Genomic DNA, 19,863 nt, shown 5'->3' with positions numbered 1-19,863 from the left:
ACACTGCGCGACATGCTCGAATTGAAGAGCCGAGATCACAGGAAATCTACGGCGGCGCGGTGGGACTCGCTCCCGGCTCTCCCGCGCCTTCTCGTGTCGCTTCTGCGGGGCCAGCGCAGCACATATCTACTGGCCGGCGCCATGACCGCCGGTGTGTATTACGCGCTTCTTTGCCTGGGATTGCTGGTGGCCGGGGGAGCGGTGCCCTATCTTTTCCTCGTCGTGGTCGGGCACCTGATCACCGTGGTGATCGTCTACCCGGTCTACCGGCTGGTCGTGTTCCAGGCCCGGGGTGGCTGGATCACCGGCTACCTGCGCTTCTACGTCGTCGGGCTGAGCTTCCTCGGCGCTTCCGTCGTCGGCCTGCCCGTGCTGGTGGAGCTCGCCGGGATTCCGGTCCTCATCGCACAGGCGCTGATAATCCTGCTGAGCCCGCCGCTGAGCTATGCGATTAACCGGTCGTGGACGTTCCGGGACCGGGCGTCTGAATCCGGCAAGGTATGCGACGTCGTTCGGTAAAAGCGGCCGGTGCGGCGGAACCCGGCGATTCCGCGACCGATAATTTCAAACGGAGATCCGGCCGCTCGGCGTGTTCTCTGCTCGGGCGGCAAAATCCAGGAAAGGACTCGGCACGCGTGAAGGCACTGGTTCTGGCGGGTGGCAAGGGGACGAGGTTGCGCCCGCTCACCCACACGTCGGCGAAACAACTGGTTCCGGTCGCCAACAAACCGGTGCTCTTCTACGGGCTGGAGGCCATCAGAGACGCCGGCATCACCAGCGTGGGGATCATCGTCGGCGACACCGGGCGGGAGGTCAGGGAGGCCGTCGGCGACGGCTCCGCCTTCGGCCTCGACGTCACCTACATCGAGCAGGAGGCCCCGCTCGGGCTGGCGCACTGCGTCCTCATCGCCCGGGAGTTCCTGGCCGACGATCCGTTCGTGATGTACCTGGGCGACAACTTCCTCGTCGACGGCATCACCGGTCTGGTCGACGCCTTCCGCGCGGACCGCTGCGACGCGCGCATCCTGCTCACCCGCGTGGCCGAGCCCCAGTTCTACGGCGTGGCCGAGCTCGGCCCGGACGGGGAGATCGTCAGCCTGGAGGAGAAGCCCGAGCACCCGCGCAGCGACCTCGCGATCGTCGGCGTCTACACGTTCTCGCCCGCGATCCACGAGGCCGTACGCGCGATCGAGCCGTCGGCACGCGGGGAGCTGGAGATCACCGACGCGGTCAAGTGGCTGATCGACACCGGCCACCGCGTCCGCTCCCACCTCGTCACCGGCTACTGGCGCGACACCGGCCGGCTGCAGGACATGCTGGAGTGCAACCGCATCGTGCTGGAGGCGATCGAGCCCGACACCGGGGGGACCGTGGACGGCCTGTCGGAGGTGACCGGCCGCGTCGTCATCGCCCCCGGCGCCGTCGTCGAGGGCTCGGTCATCCGGGGGCCGGCCGTGATCGGCGCGGACACGAAGATCATTCGCTCGTACGTCGGCCCCTACACCTCGATCGGGGAGGGCTGCGTGCTGGAGGACGCCGAGGTCGACTACAGCATCGTGCTCGGCGACTCGGCGATCAGGGGCGTCAGCGGGCTGACCCACTCCCTGATCGGCCGCAACGTCGAGGTCACCCGGGCGGCCGGAGTGCCCAACACCCATCAGCTCATGGTCGGCGACCACAGCAGGGTTCAGGTGCGCGCATGAAGATCCTGGTCACCGGCGGCGCCGGGTTCATCGGCTCCCACTACGTGCGGTCGCTGCTGTCCGGGGCCTACCCGGGTTACGAGAACGCCCACGTGACCGTGCTGGACAAGCTCACCTACGCGGGAACGCTGGCCAACCTGGCCCCGGTCGAGACCAACCCCAGGCTCGCCTTCGTACGCGCCGACATCAGCGACATGAACCGGCTCAGAGACGTCGTCCCCGGGCACGACCTGATCGTGAACTTCGCCGCAGAGACCCACGTCGACCGCTCGATCACCAGCGCGGGCGACTTCGTGACGACCAACGTCCAGGGCACCCAGCGGCTGCTGCAGGCGGCCCTTGAGGCGGGCGTCCGCACGTTCGTCCAGATCTCCACCGACGAGGTGTACGGATCGATCGAGACGGGATCATGGACCGAGGAGGAGCCGCCGCTGCCCAACTCGCCCTACTCGGCCGCGAAGGCCGGCGCCGACCTGCTCTGCCGCGCCTACCACCGCACCTACGGCCTGGACGTACGGGTGACCAGGTGCTCCAACAACTACGGTCCCTACCAGCACCCGGAGAAGGTCATCCCGCTGTTCGTCACCCGTCTCATCGACGGCAGGCCCGTCCCGTTGTACGGCGACGGCCGCAACGTGCGGGAATGGCTCCACGTGGCCGACCACTGCCGGGGCATCCAGCTCGTCGTGGACAAGGGCTCGGCCGGTGAGATCTACAACATCGGGGGCGGGGTCGAGCTGACCAACCTCGAGCTCACCGAGCGGCTGCTCGCGGCCTTCGGCGTCGGGTGGGAGATGGTCGAGCACGTACGCGACCGGCCGGGGCACGATCTGCGCTACTCGGTCGACTCCACCAAGATCCGTTCGATCGGCTACGAGCCCGTGGTCGACTTCGACGAGGGCCTCGCCGAGGCCATCCGGTGGTACCGAGACCACGAGCACTGGTGGCGCTTCCGCTCCTGATCCACCCCTCTTCAACGGCGAATACCCCGTGATCTTGCGAATCCTCGCACGTCGGGCCAGGAGCAGGGATTTCCCGTTCGTGATCTTGCAGTTTCTCGCAGTCACGTCCTCTGTGCAGTGAAAACGCATTTCGTGATCTTGCGCTCGCGACTGCAAGATCACGCAACACGTAGGCGCAGGTCGGTCGGCTCGCCTGTGAGAAACCGCAAGATCACGGAGTCGATTTGCGCAGGTCAGAAGTATGACCTGCGAGAAAACGCAAGATCACGGGGAGGGGTTGCCGAGGTCGCCTGACGATGGGCGGCGTGACGACGCGCCGCCCATGCGGCGACCGCCACGGTGATCGAGGTGGGCAGCGCCAACCCGGCGGTGATCGCGCCGATGCCCCGCCCGCAGACCAGGACGGTCGCCGCGGCGGCGAGGACGAACCCGGCGAACAGCGAGGCCGATGGGCCCAGCCGCCTCCCCCCGCCACCGAGGCAGGCGCAGGCCAGCCCGGCGAGCAGCGCACCGGGCAGTACGGCATGGGCCGGCTCGGCCGAGGCGAGCGCCGCGCCGGCGAGGCAGGCGGCCGCCGCCACGGCGGCCCCCGTCGCGGCCCGGTCGAACCGGTCGAGCAGGGCGAAGCCGTTCGTCGCGGCCACCGTCCACATCACCGTGACCGGACCGTCCACCAGATCACCGGTCAGCGTGATCTGCAGGCCGCAGAGCACGATCCCGCCGGCGGCCAGCGACTGCACGCTCAGCCGCGTTATCGCGGGAAGCGGAGAGATCTCCTCGACCACGCCGAGTACGGCGACCGCCCACGCGGCCAGCAGGATCGTGGAGATCCGCCAGTCGGCGAAACCCGTGGCGGCCACCGGCGCCGTCGTGATCGCGGCGATCGCGATGCCCCTCATCGGCGGGCGGCTCATCTCGGCGCGCCGCAGAGCGACCGGTAGAGCGCCTCGATGTCGGCGACGAGCCGGTCGACCCCGAACGCCCGTGTCGTCCAGCGGCGGGCCGCGTCGCCCATCCACTTGGCGAGGCCGGGATCCTTCAGCAGCCGGACGGTGTGGTCGGCCAGGTCGGCGACGTCGGGACCGGCCAGCAGCCCGGTCCGCCGGTCCCGCACGACCTCCTCGACTCCGCCCGTCCGGGTGGACACGACGGGGACCCCGGCCATCCCCGCCTCGACCAGTGCCAGCGGCGTGCCCTCGTTGTCGGAGGTCAGCAGCAGCACGTCGGCCGCCGCGTAGACGGTCTCCACGTCACGGCGCCAGCCCAGCAGTCGGAAGGAGTCCCAGATCGGGCGGATCGCCCGCTCCACCTCCTCCTTGAGCTCACCGCCGCCGCAGATGAGGAAGCGGCAGTCGGGCATGTGCTCCAGGACCTCGTGTGCCACCTCGACGAACCGGTCCGGCCGCTTGACCCTGGAAAGGCGCCCGACGTAGGCGACGACCGGCACGTCGGCCGGGATCCCGAGGGCGAGCCGGGCCGTCATGCGGTCGGGAACCGGGCCGAGCTGGACACCCGGCGGGATCACGACGTACTGCTCGTGGCTGCCGACGCCGGAGCTCACCAGGTCGTCCCTGACCTTCGCCCCGCCGGTGACCAGCCGGTCGCAGCCCACCGCGACGTACCGCCGCAGCCGGACGCGCAGAGACCATCTGAGCGGTGACGGGCGACCGCGGGGGAGCGGGGTGTGGAACACGTGGATGCGCGCCGCATCGACACCGGACAGTCGTACGGCGAGCCGTCCCAGCGCCCCGGCCTTGGTGGTCCGGGTGTGGACGATGTTCGGCCGGAACTCGCGCATGGCGGCGACCAGCCGGCGGAGGGCGCGGTAGTCGGCCGGCCTGATCGATCGGCCGAGGCCCGGGATGCGGTGGACCGGGATGATCGCGTCGCGCAGATGCAGGTGGTCGCCCTCGCCGCCGTCCACGTAGCCGGTGTAGAGGCGGTGGTCGAACGCGTCGGAGTCGAGCCGCTCGCATAGCCCCGCCACCTCGGTAGCGGGGCCGCCGACGTTCATCCGGGTGATGACTTCCATGACACGAATCCGGTTGTCCGGTTTCATGCGGGCTCCTCCCTGATCACGTCGGAGAAGCTAACCCGTCGCCCTATTCCGTCGCGCCCACCGTCGCGCCGTTTCGTGGAAGGTTTTCCAGATCTCTATCCGTGCCTTGCCTTCACGCACCGGGGGCGTACGAGGCTCGGGCGAGATCAGGGATCGGGCGTGCCCAGGAACCTGGCGATCAGCTCCTCTGCCCGGGTGCCGAGGAGCGACGCGCGCGTCCAGCCCGCGTAGTGGGTGAGGAAGGAGACCACCTCGCGCAGTTCCTCCGGGGTCAGCGCACCGGTGCGCAGGGCCGCGTCGAGCTGGGTCTCGATCATGTCGTGCATGCCGTCGCCCACGAGGAGGCCGAGCAGCAGCAGACGTCGGTCCCGATCGGTGAGCGTCTCTCCGGACCACACCTCGGAGAACAAGCGCTCAAGTGCCGCCCCGTCCATTCGCTCAGCTCCCCTACCGGCCAAGGATTCCCTGACAACATTGAAGATGTCGTGTCCGAGGTCGTCAGGCGTTACACCCCCCGCAGGTCAGGTCCTGATAACCTCGGCATTCCCCGGTGTCGACGTCACGAGGCCAATCAAGATTCGGACAAGATTTGGTCAAATTCCTTCGGGCGTCGTGGAACGTGCCAGTGACGGAGAGTCGGAAAAGCGGGCATGAACACCTCGTGCATCCGCTGAGTGGTCGGACGCTGATGGGGGCGGCCCTCGCCGCATCGCTGCTGTCCGGTTGCGCCGGTCCCGAGTACACCTACATACGCGACGATGACGGGGCGACCTACTTCAAGGTGCCCGCCGGATGGCGGCAGGTCGACCAGAAGGCGATCGAGAAGGCGGTGTTCGGAGAGGACGACCGCGAGGACCGATCGGCCCTCAGGCGGACGGTCTGGATCGTGGCCTTCGACGCCGACGAGCGCCCGTCGATCGATCACCTGGTCACCGGCCCGGCCGGGGCTGACGACCGGCCGTTCGTGCTCGTCAAGGTGCAGAAGCTCAACGCGGAACAGCGGAACCGGGCCTCGCTGAACATGCTGCGCAACTCCCTCGGCTTTCCCGTCGCGCTCGACGACGACATGCGGCGCCGACTCGACGAGAGCGGGATTTATCCGTACAAGGACTTCAAGCTGCTGACGGACCGGGTGCTGCCGGTGGTGGACGGGGTACGCGGCGTGCGCAGCGTCTTCAACCTGCGGCACGGCAGCGGGCCCGTCCAGACGTACGACGAGACCGCCTACCTGTCGGCGGACGGGTCGCGGATCTCCTCCCTGGTCATCGGCTGCTCGCCCGAGTGCCATCGGGAGCATGCCGCGGAGATCGGCCTGATCGCCGAGTCCTTCAAGGTCAAGCGCATCCTCAACCCATGAAGGAGTCCCTTGTATGAGCCTTCGCGCACCGGGCTCCGGTCCCGTCGACCGAGATCCGGGGACCAGGAAGCGACTCGCGCCGTGGGACAGGGGGAAGTTCCTGATCCTGCTCGCCGTCGCCTTCGGCGTGCTGATGTGGAGCGACATGGTCGCCTTCCCCGGGCTCATGTCGGCCCGCGACGCCCTGGTGCGGACGGTCACGGGCTCCGCATGGATTCTGTGGCTCGCCGGGCTGGAGGTCGCCAGGCAGGTGCACTTCCTGGTCAGTGAGCGTTCCGCCGCCTATCACCGGTTCTGGACGCACCGGGTCTTCGGCGGCTGGAACCGCTGGACACGGCGCAGGTTCAACGACTGGAACCGCTACCGCATCGCCCGCGCGGTCAAGTGGGCCGTCTGGATCATGGTCGTCGCGTTCGTGCTCGGCGAGGTGCGGCACGTCTCACCGATCGAGGCGTTGTACGGCGTGCCCGCCACGGTCTGGGGCTTCCTGCCCACGGTGCTGCAGGTCGTGCTGCTCATGCTGCTCGCGGTCGGTCAGTTCGTGGCGATCTTCTGGTTCCTGTCACGCGGCGGCGTCGACGTCTACTACCCCGACGACATCAAGACCCGCTTCTCCGATGTGTGGGGCCAGGACCACGTCGTCGAACGGGTCAAGGAGAACATCGTCTTCCTGGAGAAGCCCGACGAGATCGAGGCCAGGGGCGGTTACGTGCCGAGCGGCATCCTGCTGTGGGGGCCGCCGGGCACCGGCAAGACCCTGCTCGCCGAGGCGGTGGCCGGATCCACCGGCAAGCCGTACGTCTTCGTGGATCCCGGCGCGTTCATCAACATGTTCTTCGGCGTGGGCGTGCTCAAGGTCAAGTCGCTGTTCCGCAAGCTGCGCAAGCTGGCCCTCCGCTACGGCGGTGTGATCGTCTTCTTCGACGAGGCCGACTCGCTCGGCAACCGCGGGGCGCTGGCCCAGGGCGGGCCCGGCGGCGTCGGCGGCTGGGGCCGCGCCACGACCGCCCCCCTGTCCGCCCCCTTTCAAGCCGCGCCGTTCCAGCGGGCCGGCTGCAACGGTTTCGCCTACCTCGGCGAGGACACCCGCCGGCTGATCGCCGACCGCCTGGTGTACGGCGGCGGCATGGGCGGCGGTGGCGGAATGGGCACGCTCGAGGCGCTGCTCACCGAGATCTCCGGTCTGAAGAAGCCACGCGGCTTCGTCAACCGCTACGTGCGGCGACTGCTCGGCATGCGGCCCAAGCCGCCGCCGAAGTACCGCATCCTGATCATGATGGCGACCAACCTGCCCGAGGCGCTCGACGAGGCGCTGCTGCGGCCGGGCCGGATCGACCGCATCTACAAGGTCGGCTACCCCTCGAAGGCGGGCCGGATCCGCACCTACCAGGGCTACTTCGGCAAGGTGCGGCACGAGCTGACCGCCGAGCAGATCGACAAGCTCGCCACGATCACTCCGTACGCCACCGGGGCCACGATCAAGGACCTCGTCAACGAGTCGCTGATCACCGCGATCCGGGACGGCCGCGAGGTCATCACCTGGTCCGACGTCATGCGGGCCAAGCGGCTCAAGCAGCTCGGCCCGCCCGAGGACGTCGAGTACATCGAACGCGAGCGCCACGCGGTGGCGGTGCACGAGGCATGCCATGCGGTGGTCGCCTACCGCACGCGGCACCACCTGGAGATCGACATCGCGACGATCGAGAAGGGCGCCGACTACCTCGGCATGGTCGCCGGCATCAAGCCCGAGGACCAGTTCACCCGGTGGCGATCGGAGTACGAGGCGGACATCATGGTCTCCCTCGCCTCCCTGGCCGGGGAGCGGATGTTCTTCGGTGAGGACAACTCTTCCGGGGTGTCGGGCGACCTGCAGTCGGCCACCATGCTGACCGGGCTCATGGAGGCGCACTGGGGCATGGGCATCGGTGTGGCCTCGCTTCCGGCGCTGCAGGAGCTGGGACTGCGTGAGGGCAGGGCGGCCCAGGGTCGGCCCGGGGCCGTACGCGATGAGATGCTGCCCGACCTGCTTCCGGAGCGGATCGAGTTCAACCTCGCCCGCCTGCTGGAGAAGACCACGGAACTGCTGCGCGACAACCGCCGCGAGGTGCTCTCGGTCGCCCACGCACTGGAGCAGCACAGGACGCTGAGCGGCGACGACGTGGTCGCGGTCATCGAGTGCGCCGGGGGACCGCTCGTCGACGGCGGCGTCTACGGCTCCGACGAGTTCTACGCGGAGATCGAGACCTACCACGAGGCCGCCGCGCAGGCGCACCGCGTGCACAGCACCGTCTCGGTGGAGCTGCCCGTCCCGCCGCGGCGGGAACTCGCCCCCATACGCCCGACCGGATCGGCGCCGTCGACCACGCCCCGACCACCGGTCACACCGCCCCGACCACCGGTCATGCCGCCTCGACCGCAGGCCACGCCGTCCCGATCGCCGGCCACCAGGCCCCGCCCGGCGGGCGTGCCGCCGGCGCCGAGCGCGCCGCCGCCCGCGCTGGTCGCCCCCGCCTTCGTCCGGCACGACGGCTTCGCGGCCCGCAGCGGCGGGTCACCGCCGGTGCGGCACGCCACCGCCGCGGGGAGGTCGTCCGGCGGCACGTTCTGGGCGATCGCCGGCGCCGTCACGGCCGTGCTGCTGTTCGTCCCGCTCGGCATGGTGCTCGCAGAGCCGCCGAAGGGCATGCCGAGCGGGCTCGTGCTCGCGCTGGCCGTCACGCTCATCGCGTTGATCACCGGTCTGACCGCGGCCGTCGTGGTGGCGCGCACGCAGCGGAGGGCCCGCAGGCAGGCCGAGGCGGCCAGAGACCGGGCCGCCGAGCGTGCCCAGTTGCTCGCCGCCGCCATGGATCCCGAGGTCGCGATGCGGCTGCTCGGCTACGACGGCCGCCGCGGCCCCGGCCCCGGCACATCCGTATGAGGCCGGTCGCCGCGCTGGGAGGAAGCTTGGGTCCGCTGCGAAGCCCGCTGGCGTGGGCTTCCGCGTGCGGTCCTCGCTCCCTCCCGCTCCGCTCCCTCGATCACGCGAAGACCAGTGAATCGAGAGCCGATGACTCGCCGGTCAGAGCCGGAAGCCCAGATCGGGCGTGATCTCCGCCACGTCCATCTGGGCCTTCTGCAGGCGGCCCGAGTAGTCCCAGTTCATCGCCTGCCACCGGGTGAACTGGTCGAGGACCCACATCCCGCTCTGCCTGCTCCCGTTGCCCGACCTGCCGTTCCCGCCGAACGGCAGGTGGGCCTCGGCGCCGGACGTCGAGTTGTTCACGCTGACCATGCCCGCCGAGATGCCGGACCGGAACCGGAACGCCGCTTTCGGATCGGTGGTGTAGATCGACGACGACAGTCCGTACCCGGGCCGGTTGGCCAGCTCGATCGCCTCGTCCAGCGTGCCGAACGTGGTCACCCCCACGATCGGCCCGAAGGTCTCCTCCAGGAACAGCCGGTCGTCGGGGCGGACCCCGTCCACGATGACCGGGTGGTAGTACAGGCCCGTGCCGTCCATCCGGCCGGTCGGCTCGGGCAGCACGGTGTGGTGCGGCCGGACCCAGGTGAGGTACTCCTCGTATCGCTCGGCGAACCTGTGGTCCAGCAGCGGGCCGTACAGCACGTCGCCGGTCGGGTCGCCGATCTTCGCGTTCCGTACGGCCTCGGCGAACCGGCCGAGGAACTCGTCGTGGACGTCCTCGTGCACGATGACCGTGCCGAGCGAGGTGCACCGCTGCCCGGCCGTGCCGAAACCGGAGAACAGGGCGCCCTCGACGGCGAGGTCGAGATCGGCGTCGGGCATGACGACCATGGGGTTCTTGCCCCCGAGCTCCAGGCACGGCGACTGCAGGTGCCGCCCGCACAGCTCGCCGATCTTCCGGCCCACCTCGCTGGACCCGGTGAAGCCGACCTTCTGGACGGTGCCCTCGGCCAGCGCAGCGTCCAGGCCCGCGTAGGTGTCGGCGCCGGAGGCGAAGACGATGTTCAGCACGCCGGAGGGCAGCCCGGCCGCCGCGAACAGCCGGTAGAGCGCGTGGGCTGAGGCCGCGGCGTACTCGGCGGGCTTCCACACCACCGCGTTGCCGCAGAGCAGGGCGGGCACCAGATACCACGAGGGGACGGCCACCGGGAAGTTGCCCGCCGTCACGATCGCGGCCACCCCGACCGGCACCCGGAACGTGAACAGGCTCTTGTCCGGCATCTCCGACGGCACCGTCTGCCCGTAGAGGCGGCGGCCCTCGCCCAGGAAGAAGTCGCAGGTGTCGACGATCTCCCGCACCTCGCCCAGCGCCTCGGCGTACGGCTTGCCGATCTCCTCGGTGACCAGCCTGGCCAGCGCCTCGGTGTTGGCCTCGACCAGGCGGCCGATCGACGCGATCACCCGCCCCCGTACCGGCGCCGGGACGTGCGCCCACTCCCGCTGGGCGGCCGCCGCCGTACGGCACGCGCCGGCGAATGTGTCGGCATCGGCCAGCATGACGGTCGCGACGATCTCGTCGGGCCGGGCCGGGTTGATCGACTCGTAGGCCGTGCCGGAAACGGCCTCACTGTCCCCGATGACGGAAACGATCTGGCGGGTCACACCGACCTCCGGATTTTTTGGTGTCTTCAGCCTCGACTACACCGTATTCTCCAGCGGGCCTCCTGCCTACACGCCTCCGCGGTGTCGTCGTCGACGCCACTGGAGCATGGGGTCGACCAGGGGATTCTTCCAGTGGGAGGGGGCAGCGGCTACGACCGAGATATGTCAGACCCATCTGGCAGGCTCCTGGCATGGAGATGACCCTGCAACTGACGATCGACTGCGCCGATCCGCGGAGACTGGTGGCGTTCTGGTGCGAGGCCCTGGGGTACGTGCCTGAGCCTCCTCCGGGGGGACACGCCACGTGGCGGGATTATTGGGCGGACATGGGGGTGCCGGAAGAAGAGCTGCCGGCCGGTGCCGGAGACAGCCCGGAGTCGATCGTGGACCCTGCCGGGCAGGGGCCGCGGGTGTGGTTCCAGCAGGTTCCAGAACCCAAGGTCGCCAAGAATCGGGTGCACCTCGATCTGAAGGTGGGCGGTGGGCGCGACGTCCCGTTGGCGGTACGCACGCAGCGGGTCACCGCTACCGTGGAACGGCTGACCAGGGCCGGTGCCACCGTACTGCGGATCATGGACGATCCGGGCATGGAGTACTACGCCGTGGTGCTGCAGGATCCGGAGGGCAACGAGTTCTGCGTCGTCTAGAGAGTCGGTCAGTAGCCGCCATCCGGGGGCAGGGAGCGGAGCGGGAGGGAGCGAGGACCGCACGGGAAGCCCGCGGCCAGCGGGCTTCGCAGCGGACCGGAGCTTCCTCCCGGCGCAGTGACCGACGCCGCGGCAGCGGTGACGATGCCTGACCGATGCTCTAGTCTTCGCCGAGGTAGGCCTTGCGTACCTGGTCGTTGCCGAGCAGGGCCTGCCCGTGGTCTTCGAGCACGATGCGGCCGGTCTCCAGCACGTAGCCGCGGTCGGCGAGGTTGAGCGCGGCCTGGGCGTTCTGCTCGACCAGCAGGATCGTGGTGCCGGACTCCTTGAGCGCGGCGACGGTCTCCATGATCTTCTGCATCATGATGGGGGACAGGCCCATGGACGGCTCGTCGAGCATGAGCAGCTCGGGCCGGCTCATCATGGCTCGACCCATCGCGAGCATCTGCTGCTCGCCGCCCGAGAGCGTCCCTGCCGCCTGCCTGCGACGCTCGCCGAGCACCGGGAACAGCTCATAGGCCCGCCGCACGTCCTGCTCGATCGCCGCGCCGTCACGGCGCAGGTAGGCGCCGAGCAGCAGGTTCTCCTCGATCGTCATGCGGGGGAAGATGTGCCGGCCCTCCGGCGAGTGCGCGATCCCCAACTCGACGATCTTGTGCGCGGCCATGCCGTCGATCCGCCGGCCCTTGAACCTGATCTGGCCGCCGACGGGGTGGAGCAGCCCGGACAGGGTGCGCAGCGTGGTGGTCTTGCCGGCGCCGTTCCCGCCGATCAGCGTGACGACCTGCCCCTGCTCGACCCGGAAGCTGATCCCCTTGACGGCCAGGATGTTGCCGTAGGCGACCCGCAGGTCGTCCACCTCGAGCATCGCGGTCATGACTGCTCCGATCCCGCCGGCGTGCCGATGTAGGCGGCGATCACCCGCTCGTCGCGCTGCACCTCGCCCGGGCTGCCCTCGGTGAGCTTGCGTCCCTGGACGAGCACGGCGACCCGGTCGCAGAGGGTGAAGATGAACCGCATGTCGTGTTCGATCACCACCACGGCCAGGCCGCGTTCCCGGATCTTGAACACCAGGTCCTTGGTCTGCTGGGTCTCCTGCGGGTTCATTCCTGCGGTCGGCTCGTCCAGCAGCAGCAGGCCGGGGTCGCTGGCCAGTGCCCGGGCGATCTCCAGCCGCCGCTGGTCGCCGTAGGACAGGTTGCGGGCCAGGCCGTCGGAGGTGTCGGCCAGGCCGACGAAGTCGAGCAGCTCCCGGGCCCTGGCCTCGGTCTCCCGTTCCTCCCGCCGATACTTCGGGCCGCGCACCAGCGCGGAGAGCGCGCCGACGGTGGTACGGCAGTGCCGGCCGACCTTCACGTTCTCCAGCGCCGTCATGTTCGGGAACAACCGGATGTTCTGGAAGGTGCGGGCGATGCCGGTCTTGGTGACCAGGTGGGGTTTGCCGGAAAGCGGAGTGCCGCGGTAGGTCACCCGGCCGGCCGTGGGCACGTACATGCCGGTCAGGCAGTTGAAGAACGTGGTCTTGCCCGCCCCGTTCGGGCCGATCAGCCCGACGATCTCCCTCTCGCCCACCGCGAAGTCGACGCCGTCGACCGCGGTCAGCCCGCCGAAGCGCATCGTCACCCCGGACGCCTCCAGCACCGGACCACGCTGCGTGTCCTCGCCGGCCGACTTCATCGCGCTCCCTCCGCCTGGGCCTCCCGGCCGAGCCGCTCGGAGATCTCCTCCTCGTGGAACTCCGCCTGCCGGCGCTTGTTCGCGATCATTCCCTCCGGCCGGAACCGCATCATCAGCACCAACGTCAGGCCGAAGATCAGCAGCTTGTTGTCCTGGAAGAACCGGAACTTCTCCGGCAGCAGCAACAGCACCACCGACCCGAGCATCGCGCCGGTGACCGTGCCCATCCCGCCGAGCACCACCGCGGCGACCAGGAACGCCGAGTTGAGGAACTGATAGGAGTCGGGGGTGATGGAGGAGATGGCGTGTGCCTGGATGGTGCCCGCCATCCCGGCGAGCGTCGCACCGAGAGCGAAGGCCAGCAGCTTCAACCGGAACGTGTTGATCCCCGCCGCCTGCGCGGCCACCTCGTCCTCGCGGATCGCCAGCCAGGCCCGGCCGAGCCGGGAGTTGTTCATCCGCGAGAACACCAGGATCACGAACGCGATCAGCACCAGTTCCAGGAAGAAGTAGTTCGCGAAATATCCCAGGTTCATGCCGAAGATCGTGTGCGACTGGCCGAAGTCCACCCCGAGGAACACCAGGTCCGGGATCCCCGGGATGCCGTTCGGCCCGTTCGTCACCTGCGGGCCGGTGCTGCCGTCGAGGTTGTTCACGGTGATCCGGAAGATCTCACCGAAGCCCAGCGTCACGATCGCCAGATAGTCGCCGCGCACCCGCAGCGTCGGCGTCCCGATGATCACCCCGACGATCGCGGTGACCACCGCGCCGATCACCACGGTGACCGCGAACGGTGGATTCCAGCCGATGGAGCTCGCCGCGGCCCCGGACAGCAGCGCCCCCACGTACGCGCCCACGCCGAGGAAGGCGACATATCCCAGGTCCAGCAGCCCGGCCAGGCCGACCACGATGTTCAGTCCGATCGCCGTGGTGGCGAAGATCCCCACGTTGACCATCACGTTCAGCCAGTGGTTGTCCGAGCCCTGGGTGAACGGGAACGCCGCGGCGACGACGAACGCGGCGGTCACCGTCACTCCCCGGTGCCGCGCGCCCACCGCGGAGATCCACGCGGCCAGCCCCAGCCGCCAGGCCGCCGCCAGGGCAGCGCCAAGGGCGACCAGGTAACACAGGAAGATCTCCCACTCGGGGATCGCCAGCGCCTGCACGAACGCGGCCAGCGCCAGGCCCAGCACCACGGCGATGACCAGGAACTCCACCCAGTCCGGCAGGCGGTACGACCACACCGCCGGCCGATCGGCGGGCAGCAGCCGGGCGGCCACGGCGAACACCGCGGCGGCCACCAGGGCCACCCAGCCGCCCCACTCCACGTTGATCAGCCCGCCCAGCTCGACGCCGATCGCGAGCACCGTGAACGCCGTGATCAGGAACACGCCCGAGGCCAGGACGCGGACCGTGCCGCCCACCCCGCCCGGCGTCACCACCCGGCGCAGAGGGCTGACCTCGATCAGCAGCAGCGCGATCGCGACCGCCGCCAGCACCAGCACGTGCACCTGGGCGCCGCCGGGGTAACCGTAGATCGTCAGGTCTCCGGGGAACGCGCTGCCGTACGACCAGGCCAGGAACGTCGAAGCGAGGCTCGACGCCGCGCCGAGCAGCGTCGCCGTACGGGCCGTGGCCGTCGACGCCCGGCCCTTCTCGACCAGCCGCCGCAGTGGGGTGTTCGCTCCGCCGCTCATGCCCGGTCCGCCACTCGCTCACCCAGCAGCCCCTGCGGCCGGAAGACCAGCACCAAGATCAGCAGTGCGAACGCCCACACGTCCTTCCACGCCCCGCCGCCGAACTGGCCGGGGATGTACTGCACCGCCATCACCTCGACCAGGCCGAGCGCGAACCCGCCGACCACCGCGCCCTGGATGTTGCCGATCCCGCCCAGCACCGCCGCGGTGAACGCCTTCAACCCGGCGATGAACCCCATCCGGAAGTCGATCTGCCCCAGGTACAGCCCCTGCGCCATCCCGGCCACCGCCGCCAGTGCCGCCCCCAGCACGAACGACACCACGATCACCCGGTCGATGTCGATCCCCATCAGCCGGGCGGTGTCCGGGTCCTGCGCGGTCGCCTGCATCGCCCGCCCCATGCGGCTCCGCCGTACGAACAGCGTCAACGCCACCATGCAGAGCACCGACACGAGCACCACCACGACCGAGGCCCGGTCCACGCTCGCGCCGAATCCGATCGGAATTGGCGACCCGCTGATCAACTGCGGGAACGCCAGCTTCGACCGGGCGTCGGGGTAGTAGAGCCGCACCGCCTCCTGCAGCGCGATCGACACGCCGATCGCCGTGATCAGAGGCGCCAGCCGCGGCGCGTTGCGTAACGGGCGATAGGCGAACCGCTCCATCGCCACGGCCACGAGCACGGCGGCGAGCACCCCGCCGAGCAGCATCAACGGCAGCGCGACCCACAGGCTCGTCCCGTCCGGCAGGACGTACCGGTAGACCGTGAACGCTCCGAACGCGCCGATCATGAAGATCTCGCCGTGTGCGAAGTTGATCAACTGGATGATGCCGTACACCATCGTGTAGCCCAACGCGATCAGGGCGTACATGGCGCCCAGCACGACCCCGTTGGCCAACTGCTGCACGAACTGGGTGAGCACCCGAACCTCCGCGGACCCGTCACCACACCTGACGGACTACTTGAAGGAGTCGGTGTGGGCCGCCGTCCACTCGCCGCCCTCGACCTTGTAGACCGTGAGGATCTTCGTGGTGTTGTCGCCGAACTGGTCGAACGCCACGTGCCCCGAGGTTCCCTCGAACGACGTGTTCTGCACCGCCTGGATCGTCGCCTCGCGCACGTCCGTGGTGATCTCCGTCGCGTCCTTGAGCGACACCTTCAGCCCGTTGATGATCGCGTTCGCGGCGTCGAAGGCGTAGGCGCCGTACGCCGAGTAGGACTCGCTGAACCCGGCCTTCTGGTAGGCCTCGACGAACGCCTTCGCCGAGTCCAGCGCCTCCACCGGCGCACCCACGCTGGTGCCGAAGTCGCCGACCGAGGTGTCGCCGCCGAGCTCGATGTACTTGGGGTCGACGATGCCGTCGCCGCCCATCAGCGGGATCTTCAGCCCGCGCGCCTTCATCTGCCGGCTCAGCGGGCCGCCCTGGGGGTACTCCCCGCCGTAGTAGAGGAGGTCGGGCTTGGCCGCCGCCACCTTGGCGATCACCGACGAGTAGTCGGTGTCATCCGGGTTGATCGTCTGCTCGGAGACCACCTCGCCGCCGAGAGCCTTGAACTCCTTGGTGAACTGCGCCACCAGGCCCACGCCGTACGTCTTCTTGTCGTTGATCGTCGCGATCTTCTTGATGCCGAGCGTGTTGTAGACGTAACGCGCGCCGAACGGCCCCTGGATCGCGTCGGTGGTGCAGGTGCGGAAGTAGTTGTGGTAGGGCCGCTTCGGGTTGTCCAGGTCCTCGCCCATGGTCAGCGCCGGGCCGGTGTTGCCGGGCGACACCTGGACGATGCTCGCCTTGTCGAGCACCGGCATCACGTTCTGGGCCACGCTCGAGTTGTACGTCCCCACCACTCCGGCGATCGCCGGGTCGTCCGCCAGCGTGCTCGCCGCCTGCTGGCCCACCTGCGGAGTGGCCTGGTCGTCCTCCGCCCGCAGTTCGATCTTCCAGCCGGGGAGCGCGTTCTGCTCGTTCGCCTGGCGGATCGCCAGATCGACCGAGTTGCGGATGCCCAGCCCGATCGCCGACAGGTTGCCGGTCAGCGGCGCGATCACTCCGATCTTCACGACCTTCTGCCCGTCGGCGGCGCCGCCGTCGGACTCGTTCGCCCGCGTCCCGCACGCCGCCAGCGCCAGGGCCCCGACGACCAGCAGAGCGCCGCTCCTGAGAAATGCACGCTGACGCACGGTTTCCTCCGCAAGTTATTCATGAGGGGAAGGGGAGATCGCGAGACGATGTGAGGACGGTACTCGCGATGCGAGCCGGCCTAGCCGGGTCGTTCCAAACCGTTACTCTTGCGTTATTTCTTGTCATGACCGGAAGTCGTGTCGCCGCGGCGGCGGCTGCAGGTCCCTTTCCCGCATGGCCGATCCGGTGGTCGCCGTGACCGAGACACCCGTCCCTTGGGCGTAGGGTCTATCCGAAGGGGGGTCAGGTGCCGCGCGTCCGAGAGCTGGAGGTCTTCAGGATGACCCTGCCGTACGGCAGGCGTCCGGAGACCACGCTGGTCAAAATCACGGACTACGGCGGCGCGACCGGCTGGGGCGAGGCCCTTGGGACGGCTCCCGGGGTGGAGCGGTCGCTTCCCGCCCTCGTCGGCGTCGACTGGGAGCACCCGGCGGAGCTGGGGGAGATCCCCGGCGGGTCGGCCGGGGACATGGCGGTCTGGGACCTGTGGGGCCGGATGAACGGCGTCCCGCTCGCGCACGCCCTCGGCGGAAGCCGCACCTCCCTGATCGGCACCGTGCGGCTGGCGGCCGACCGCTCGCTGGAAAGCATGATCGCCCGGGTGAACCGGCACGTCTGCGCGGGTTACGGGCATGTGACGCTCGACGTCTACCCGGGCTGGGACGTCGAGCCGCTCCGGGCGGTCCGCGCCGCCTATCCGGGCCTGGCCATCGCCGTCGACGGGCACGGCGCCTACACCGGGACGGGCCAGCTCGAGGCGCTGGACGCCTACGGCGTCGTCGCCATCGAACGCCCGTTCAAGGACCTGCTGACCAGCGCCGACCTGCAGGACCGGGTGGCCGCGGCGGTGGCGGTCGAGGTCGGCTCGGCGGCAGAGCTGGACGAGGCGGTGGGCCTGAAGGCAGGTCGCGCGCTGCTGCTGCGCCCGGCGCTGATCGGCTCGCTCGGTGCCGTACGGCTCGTGCACGATCACGCGGTCGCCGCCGGATGGGACATCATCTGCGCCGGTGGGCACGGCGCGGGGCTGGCCCGTGCCGCCACCGTGGCGGTGGCGAGCCTGCCGGGCTGCTCGATGCCGAGCGACGTGGCCGAGCCGCCGCGAAGCGCCCAGGTCGTCCTCCCGCCCGTCGACGCGTCGGGTGGCGTCGTCGCCGTGCCGCTCACCCAGCCGGGCCTCGGCCACACCGTGGACGAGTCGCGGGTACGGCGCCTCGCCCGCGAGTCCTTCCGAGTCTGAACCCGCCCCGCATCCCTCCCGTGATCTTGCGTTTTCTCGCAGATCACCCTCCTGACCTGCGTTGATCCATCTCGTGATCTTGCAGTTTCTCGCACGCGGGCCGTCTGGGCCGCACCTATGTATTTCGTGATCTTGTAATCGCAAGTGCAAGATCATCAACGATATTTCCGCTGCTCAGGGCATGTGTCTGCGAGGAAATGCAAGATCACGAACATGAAATCCCTGCTCACGGCTCTTCCTGCGAGTATTCGCAAGATCACGGCGTGGGGGAGGGGGTGGCTTGACGTCAAGTTGACTTGATGTAGGACGGTGGACTTCCCAACGATGAGAGGAAGATCCATGAAGGTCGCCTATGTCACGAAGCCCGGTGGACCGGAGGTACTCCAGACGCGTGAGGTTCCCGACCCCGTGCCCGGCGCGGGTCAGGTACGGGTACGGGTGCGCGCGGCGGGGGTCCAGCCGTTCGACCTTGCCGTCCGCGCTGGGTGGCGACCGCCGTACGCGACCGGTGAGCTGCCGCCCATCCCGGGCAACGAGTTCGCCGGAGTGATCGACACCGTCGGGGACGGCGTGACCGGCTGGCGGCCCGGTGACGAGGTGCTCGGTTTCACTTTGCTCGGCTGCTACGCCGAGTTCGTGGTGGTCGGCGCCGACCAGATCGTCGGCAAGCCGTCCTCGATGTCGTGGGAGGTCGCCGGTGGGTTCACCGCGGGGGCGCAGACCGCGGAGATCGCCTGGGAGGAGGTACGGCCCGGGCCGGGAGACGTGGTGCTGATCCACGCCGCCGCCGGGGCCGTCGGCGGCTTCGCCGTACAACTGGCCCGGTTGCGCGGTGCGCGAGTGATCGGCACAGCGCGCTCAGATCACCACGACTACCTGTGCCTGCTCGGCGCGGAACCCGTCGACTACCGGTCGGACCTCGTCGGGCAGGTGCGCGCTCTGGCGCCCGACGGCGTCGACGTCGTCCTCGACGGCGCCGGGCGTGAGGCGCTGGCGGCCACGCTGGAGCTGGCCAGGGACCTCACCCGGACCCGCACGATCTATGAGCACGAGGAAGGCCCGAAGGTCGGGGTCGCCACCCTCTCCGGCACCCGCTCCGCGGAACGCCTGGGTCACCTGGTCGAGCTGTACGCCAAGGGCGAGATCACCTCGCTGATCCGCTCGACGTACCCCCTGGACCGCGCCGCCGACGCCCATCGCGAGCTCGGTACGGGGCACGGGCGCGGCAAGATCGTGATCACCATGTCCTGATCGTCATGGCCGCCGGGGAAGGCGCCGCGCCCCGGTGCCTTCCCTGCCGAGCACGTCTTCGGGGTTGGAGTAGGGGCAGGACCGCAGCGACAGGCAGCCGCAGCCGATGCAGTCGGAGAAGCGGTCCCGCAGCGCGGTGAGCTCTTCGATCCTGGTGGTCAGATCGTCATGCCACTGGCGTGCCAGCCGGGCCCAGTCGCGTTTCGTGGGCACGCGCTCCCGGGGCAGCTGGTCAAGCGCTTCCCTGATCTTCTCCAGCGAGACGCCCACCCGCTGCGCGGCACGGATGAACGCGATCAGCCGCAGCGTGTCACGGGTGTACTCGCGCCGGTTCCCGCTCGTGCGGCGACTCCGGATGAGCCCCACGCTTTCGTAGTAATGCAGCGTGGAGACGGCGACACCGGCCCGCTCGGCGATCTGTCCCGGCTTCAGCCAGATCACACCCGGTTCAAGCTGGGGCATCCGGATCTCCAAACGACTCCGACATCAAGCCGACTTGATGTGTCGAGTCTAGCCACACCACCT

18 protein-coding genes are annotated in these 19,863 nt (G+C 69.4%); 8 read left to right on the top strand and 10 right to left on the bottom strand.

Features of this window, described 5'->3' with window-relative positions; translation table 11 throughout:
* The first annotated feature begins 12 nt into the window (after positions 1 to 12).
* The 3 genes from AP234_RS19410 to rfbB all read left to right on the top strand — a co-directional run bounded on the left by AP234_RS19410 (position 13) and on the right by rfbB (position 2,665).
* Positions 13 to 519, top strand: a complete 507-nt coding sequence (locus AP234_RS19410; RefSeq protein WP_083502245.1) for a GtrA family protein — start codon at positions 13 to 15, stop codon at positions 517 to 519.
* Between the two features lie 116 nt (positions 520 to 635).
* Positions 636 to 1,703, top strand: coding sequence for a glucose-1-phosphate thymidylyltransferase (locus AP234_RS19405; RefSeq protein WP_055481106.1), 1,068 nt, complete (start codon positions 636 to 638; stop codon positions 1,701 to 1,703).
* Positions 1,700 to 2,665: a dTDP-glucose 4,6-dehydratase gene (gene rfbB / locus AP234_RS19400; protein WP_055481105.1), complete on the top strand. Its 966-nt coding sequence runs from the start codon at positions 1,700 to 1,702 to the stop codon at positions 2,663 to 2,665. The genes AP234_RS19405 and rfbB overlap by 4 nt, the downstream gene beginning before the upstream one ends.
* Positions 2,666 to 2,898: 233 nt before the next feature.
* Here rfbB and AP234_RS19395 read toward each other — a convergent pair whose 3' ends face one another.
* The 3 genes from AP234_RS19395 to AP234_RS19385 form a co-directional block, all read right to left on the bottom strand.
* Entirely contained in the window at positions 2,899 to 3,564 is a 666-nt protein-coding gene (locus AP234_RS19395) for a hypothetical protein (RefSeq protein WP_055481104.1), read from the bottom strand.
* An 11-nt stretch (positions 3,565 to 3,575) separates the two neighbouring features.
* Positions 3,576 to 4,724 carry a glycosyltransferase family 4 protein gene (locus AP234_RS19390; RefSeq protein WP_055481103.1) on the bottom strand — a complete coding sequence of 383 codons (1,149 nt, stop codon included), beginning with the start codon at positions 4,722 to 4,724 and terminating at the stop codon, positions 3,576 to 3,578.
* Between the two features lie 146 nt (positions 4,725 to 4,870).
* Complete coding sequence (locus AP234_RS19385; protein ID WP_055481102.1) at positions 4,871 to 5,158, bottom strand: carboxymuconolactone decarboxylase family protein; 288 nt, start codon at positions 5,156 to 5,158, stop codon at positions 4,871 to 4,873.
* Between the two features lie 227 nt (positions 5,159 to 5,385).
* Here AP234_RS19385 and AP234_RS19380 point away from each other — a divergent pair, with 227 nt between their 5' ends.
* The gene (locus AP234_RS19380; protein WP_152990511.1) at positions 5,386 to 6,081 is read left to right on the top strand and encodes a hypothetical protein; all 696 of its coding nucleotides are present in this window, start codon (positions 5,386 to 5,388) and stop codon (positions 6,079 to 6,081) included.
* A gap of 13 nt (positions 6,082 to 6,094) precedes the next feature.
* On the top strand, positions 6,095 to 9,001 hold the full coding sequence (locus AP234_RS19375) for an AAA family ATPase (RefSeq protein ID WP_055481100.1): 2,907 nt from the start codon (positions 6,095 to 6,097) through the stop codon (positions 8,999 to 9,001).
* 141 nt (positions 9,002 to 9,142) lie between these two features.
* On the opposite strand, the gene AP234_RS19370 is transcribed toward AP234_RS19375, so the two are convergent.
* Positions 9,143 to 10,648 carry an aldehyde dehydrogenase family protein gene (locus AP234_RS19370; protein ID WP_055481099.1) on the bottom strand — a complete coding sequence of 502 codons (1,506 nt, stop codon included), beginning with the start codon at positions 10,646 to 10,648 and terminating at the stop codon, positions 9,143 to 9,145.
* A gap of 191 nt (positions 10,649 to 10,839) precedes the next feature.
* Here AP234_RS19370 and AP234_RS19365 point away from each other — a divergent pair, with 191 nt between their 5' ends.
* Positions 10,840 to 11,295 carry a VOC family protein gene (locus AP234_RS19365; protein ID WP_055481098.1) on the top strand — a complete coding sequence of 152 codons (456 nt, stop codon included), beginning with the start codon at positions 10,840 to 10,842 and terminating at the stop codon, positions 11,293 to 11,295.
* A gap of 160 nt (positions 11,296 to 11,455) precedes the next feature.
* Here AP234_RS19365 and AP234_RS19360 read toward each other — a convergent pair whose 3' ends face one another.
* The 5 genes from AP234_RS19360 to AP234_RS19340 are packed head-to-tail and all read right to left on the bottom strand — an operon-like array spanning position 11,456 to position 16,849.
* Complete coding sequence (locus AP234_RS19360; protein ID WP_055481097.1) at positions 11,456 to 12,172, bottom strand: ABC transporter ATP-binding protein; 717 nt, start codon at positions 12,170 to 12,172, stop codon at positions 11,456 to 11,458.
* On the bottom strand, positions 12,169 to 12,972 hold the full coding sequence (locus AP234_RS19355; protein WP_055481096.1) for an ABC transporter ATP-binding protein: 804 nt from the start codon (positions 12,970 to 12,972) through the stop codon (positions 12,169 to 12,171). The genes AP234_RS19360 and AP234_RS19355 overlap by 4 nt, the downstream gene beginning before the upstream one ends.
* Entirely contained in the window at positions 12,969 to 14,669 is a 1,701-nt protein-coding gene (locus tag AP234_RS19350) for a branched-chain amino acid ABC transporter permease (RefSeq protein WP_055481095.1), read from the bottom strand. Before AP234_RS19350 ends, AP234_RS19355 begins: the two co-directional genes overlap by 4 nt.
* Entirely contained in the window at positions 14,666 to 15,592 is a 927-nt protein-coding gene (locus tag AP234_RS19345) for a branched-chain amino acid ABC transporter permease (protein ID WP_235558253.1), read from the bottom strand. Before AP234_RS19345 ends, AP234_RS19350 begins: the two co-directional genes overlap by 4 nt.
* Before the next feature lie 36 nt (positions 15,593 to 15,628).
* On the bottom strand, positions 15,629 to 16,849 hold the full coding sequence (locus AP234_RS19340; RefSeq protein ID WP_055481094.1) for a branched-chain amino acid ABC transporter substrate-binding protein: 1,221 nt from the start codon (positions 16,847 to 16,849) through the stop codon (positions 15,629 to 15,631).
* 248 nt (positions 16,850 to 17,097) lie between these two features.
* Between AP234_RS19340 and AP234_RS19335 the strand changes: the two genes are divergently transcribed.
* Both AP234_RS19335 and AP234_RS19330 read left to right on the top strand, forming a co-directional pair.
* On the top strand, positions 17,098 to 18,087 hold the full coding sequence (locus tag AP234_RS19335; RefSeq protein ID WP_055481093.1) for an enolase C-terminal domain-like protein: 990 nt from the start codon (positions 17,098 to 17,100) through the stop codon (positions 18,085 to 18,087).
* Positions 18,088 to 18,426: 339 nt separating this feature from the next.
* Positions 18,427 to 19,338, top strand: coding sequence for an NADP-dependent oxidoreductase (locus tag AP234_RS19330; protein WP_055481092.1), 912 nt, complete (start codon positions 18,427 to 18,429; stop codon positions 19,336 to 19,338).
* 3 nt (positions 19,339 to 19,341) lie between these two features.
* On the opposite strand, the gene soxR is transcribed toward AP234_RS19330, so the two are convergent.
* Positions 19,342 to 19,800: a redox-sensitive transcriptional activator SoxR gene (soxR, locus tag AP234_RS19325; protein WP_055481091.1), complete on the bottom strand. Its 459-nt coding sequence runs from the start codon at positions 19,798 to 19,800 to the stop codon at positions 19,342 to 19,344.
* Between the last annotated feature and the right edge of the window lie 63 nt (positions 19,801 to 19,863).

It is taken from the genome of Sphaerimonospora mesophila (assembly GCF_001417795.1).
GTDB lineage: Bacteria > Actinomycetota > Actinomycetes > Streptosporangiales > Streptosporangiaceae > Sphaerimonospora > Sphaerimonospora mesophila.
The sequence above is the reverse complement of the archived record's forward strand: the minus strand, read 5'-3'. Positions and strand labels throughout refer to the sequence as shown.

Bases quoted from the DNA above. Each gene is read 5' to 3' on its own strand.
- AP234_RS19365 (WP_055481098.1), top strand. From the start codon at position 10,840: ATGGAGATGACCCTGCAACTGACGATCGACTGCGCCGATCCGCGGAGA.
- AP234_RS19390 (WP_055481103.1), bottom strand. From the start codon at position 4,724: ATGAAACCGGACAACCGGATTCGTGTCATGGAAGTCATCACCCGGATG.
- rfbB (WP_055481105.1), top strand. From the start codon at position 1,700: ATGAAGATCCTGGTCACCGGCGGCGCCGGGTTCATCGGCTCCCACTAC.
- soxR (WP_055481091.1), bottom strand. From the start codon at position 19,800: ATGCCCCAGCTTGAACCGGGTGTGATCTGGCTGAAGCCGGGACAGATC.
- AP234_RS19355 (WP_055481096.1), bottom strand. From the start codon at position 12,972: ATGAAGTCGGCCGGCGAGGACACGCAGCGTGGTCCGGTGCTGGAGGCG.
- AP234_RS19360 (WP_055481097.1), bottom strand. From the start codon at position 12,172: ATGACCGCGATGCTCGAGGTGGACGACCTGCGGGTCGCCTACGGCAAC.
- AP234_RS19350 (WP_055481095.1), bottom strand. From the start codon at position 14,669: ATGAGCGGCGGAGCGAACACCCCACTGCGGCGGCTGGTCGAGAAGGGC.
- AP234_RS19375 (WP_055481100.1), top strand. From the start codon at position 6,095: ATGAGCCTTCGCGCACCGGGCTCCGGTCCCGTCGACCGAGATCCGGGG.
- AP234_RS19395 (WP_055481104.1), bottom strand. From the start codon at position 3,564: ATGAGGGGCATCGCGATCGCCGCGATCACGACGGCGCCGGTGGCCGCC.
- AP234_RS19330 (WP_055481092.1), top strand. From the start codon at position 18,427: ATGAAGGTCGCCTATGTCACGAAGCCCGGTGGACCGGAGGTACTCCAG.
- AP234_RS19385 (WP_055481102.1), bottom strand. From the start codon at position 5,158: ATGGACGGGGCGGCACTTGAGCGCTTGTTCTCCGAGGTGTGGTCCGGA.
- AP234_RS19410 (WP_083502245.1), top strand. From the start codon at position 13: ATGCTCGAATTGAAGAGCCGAGATCACAGGAAATCTACGGCGGCGCGG.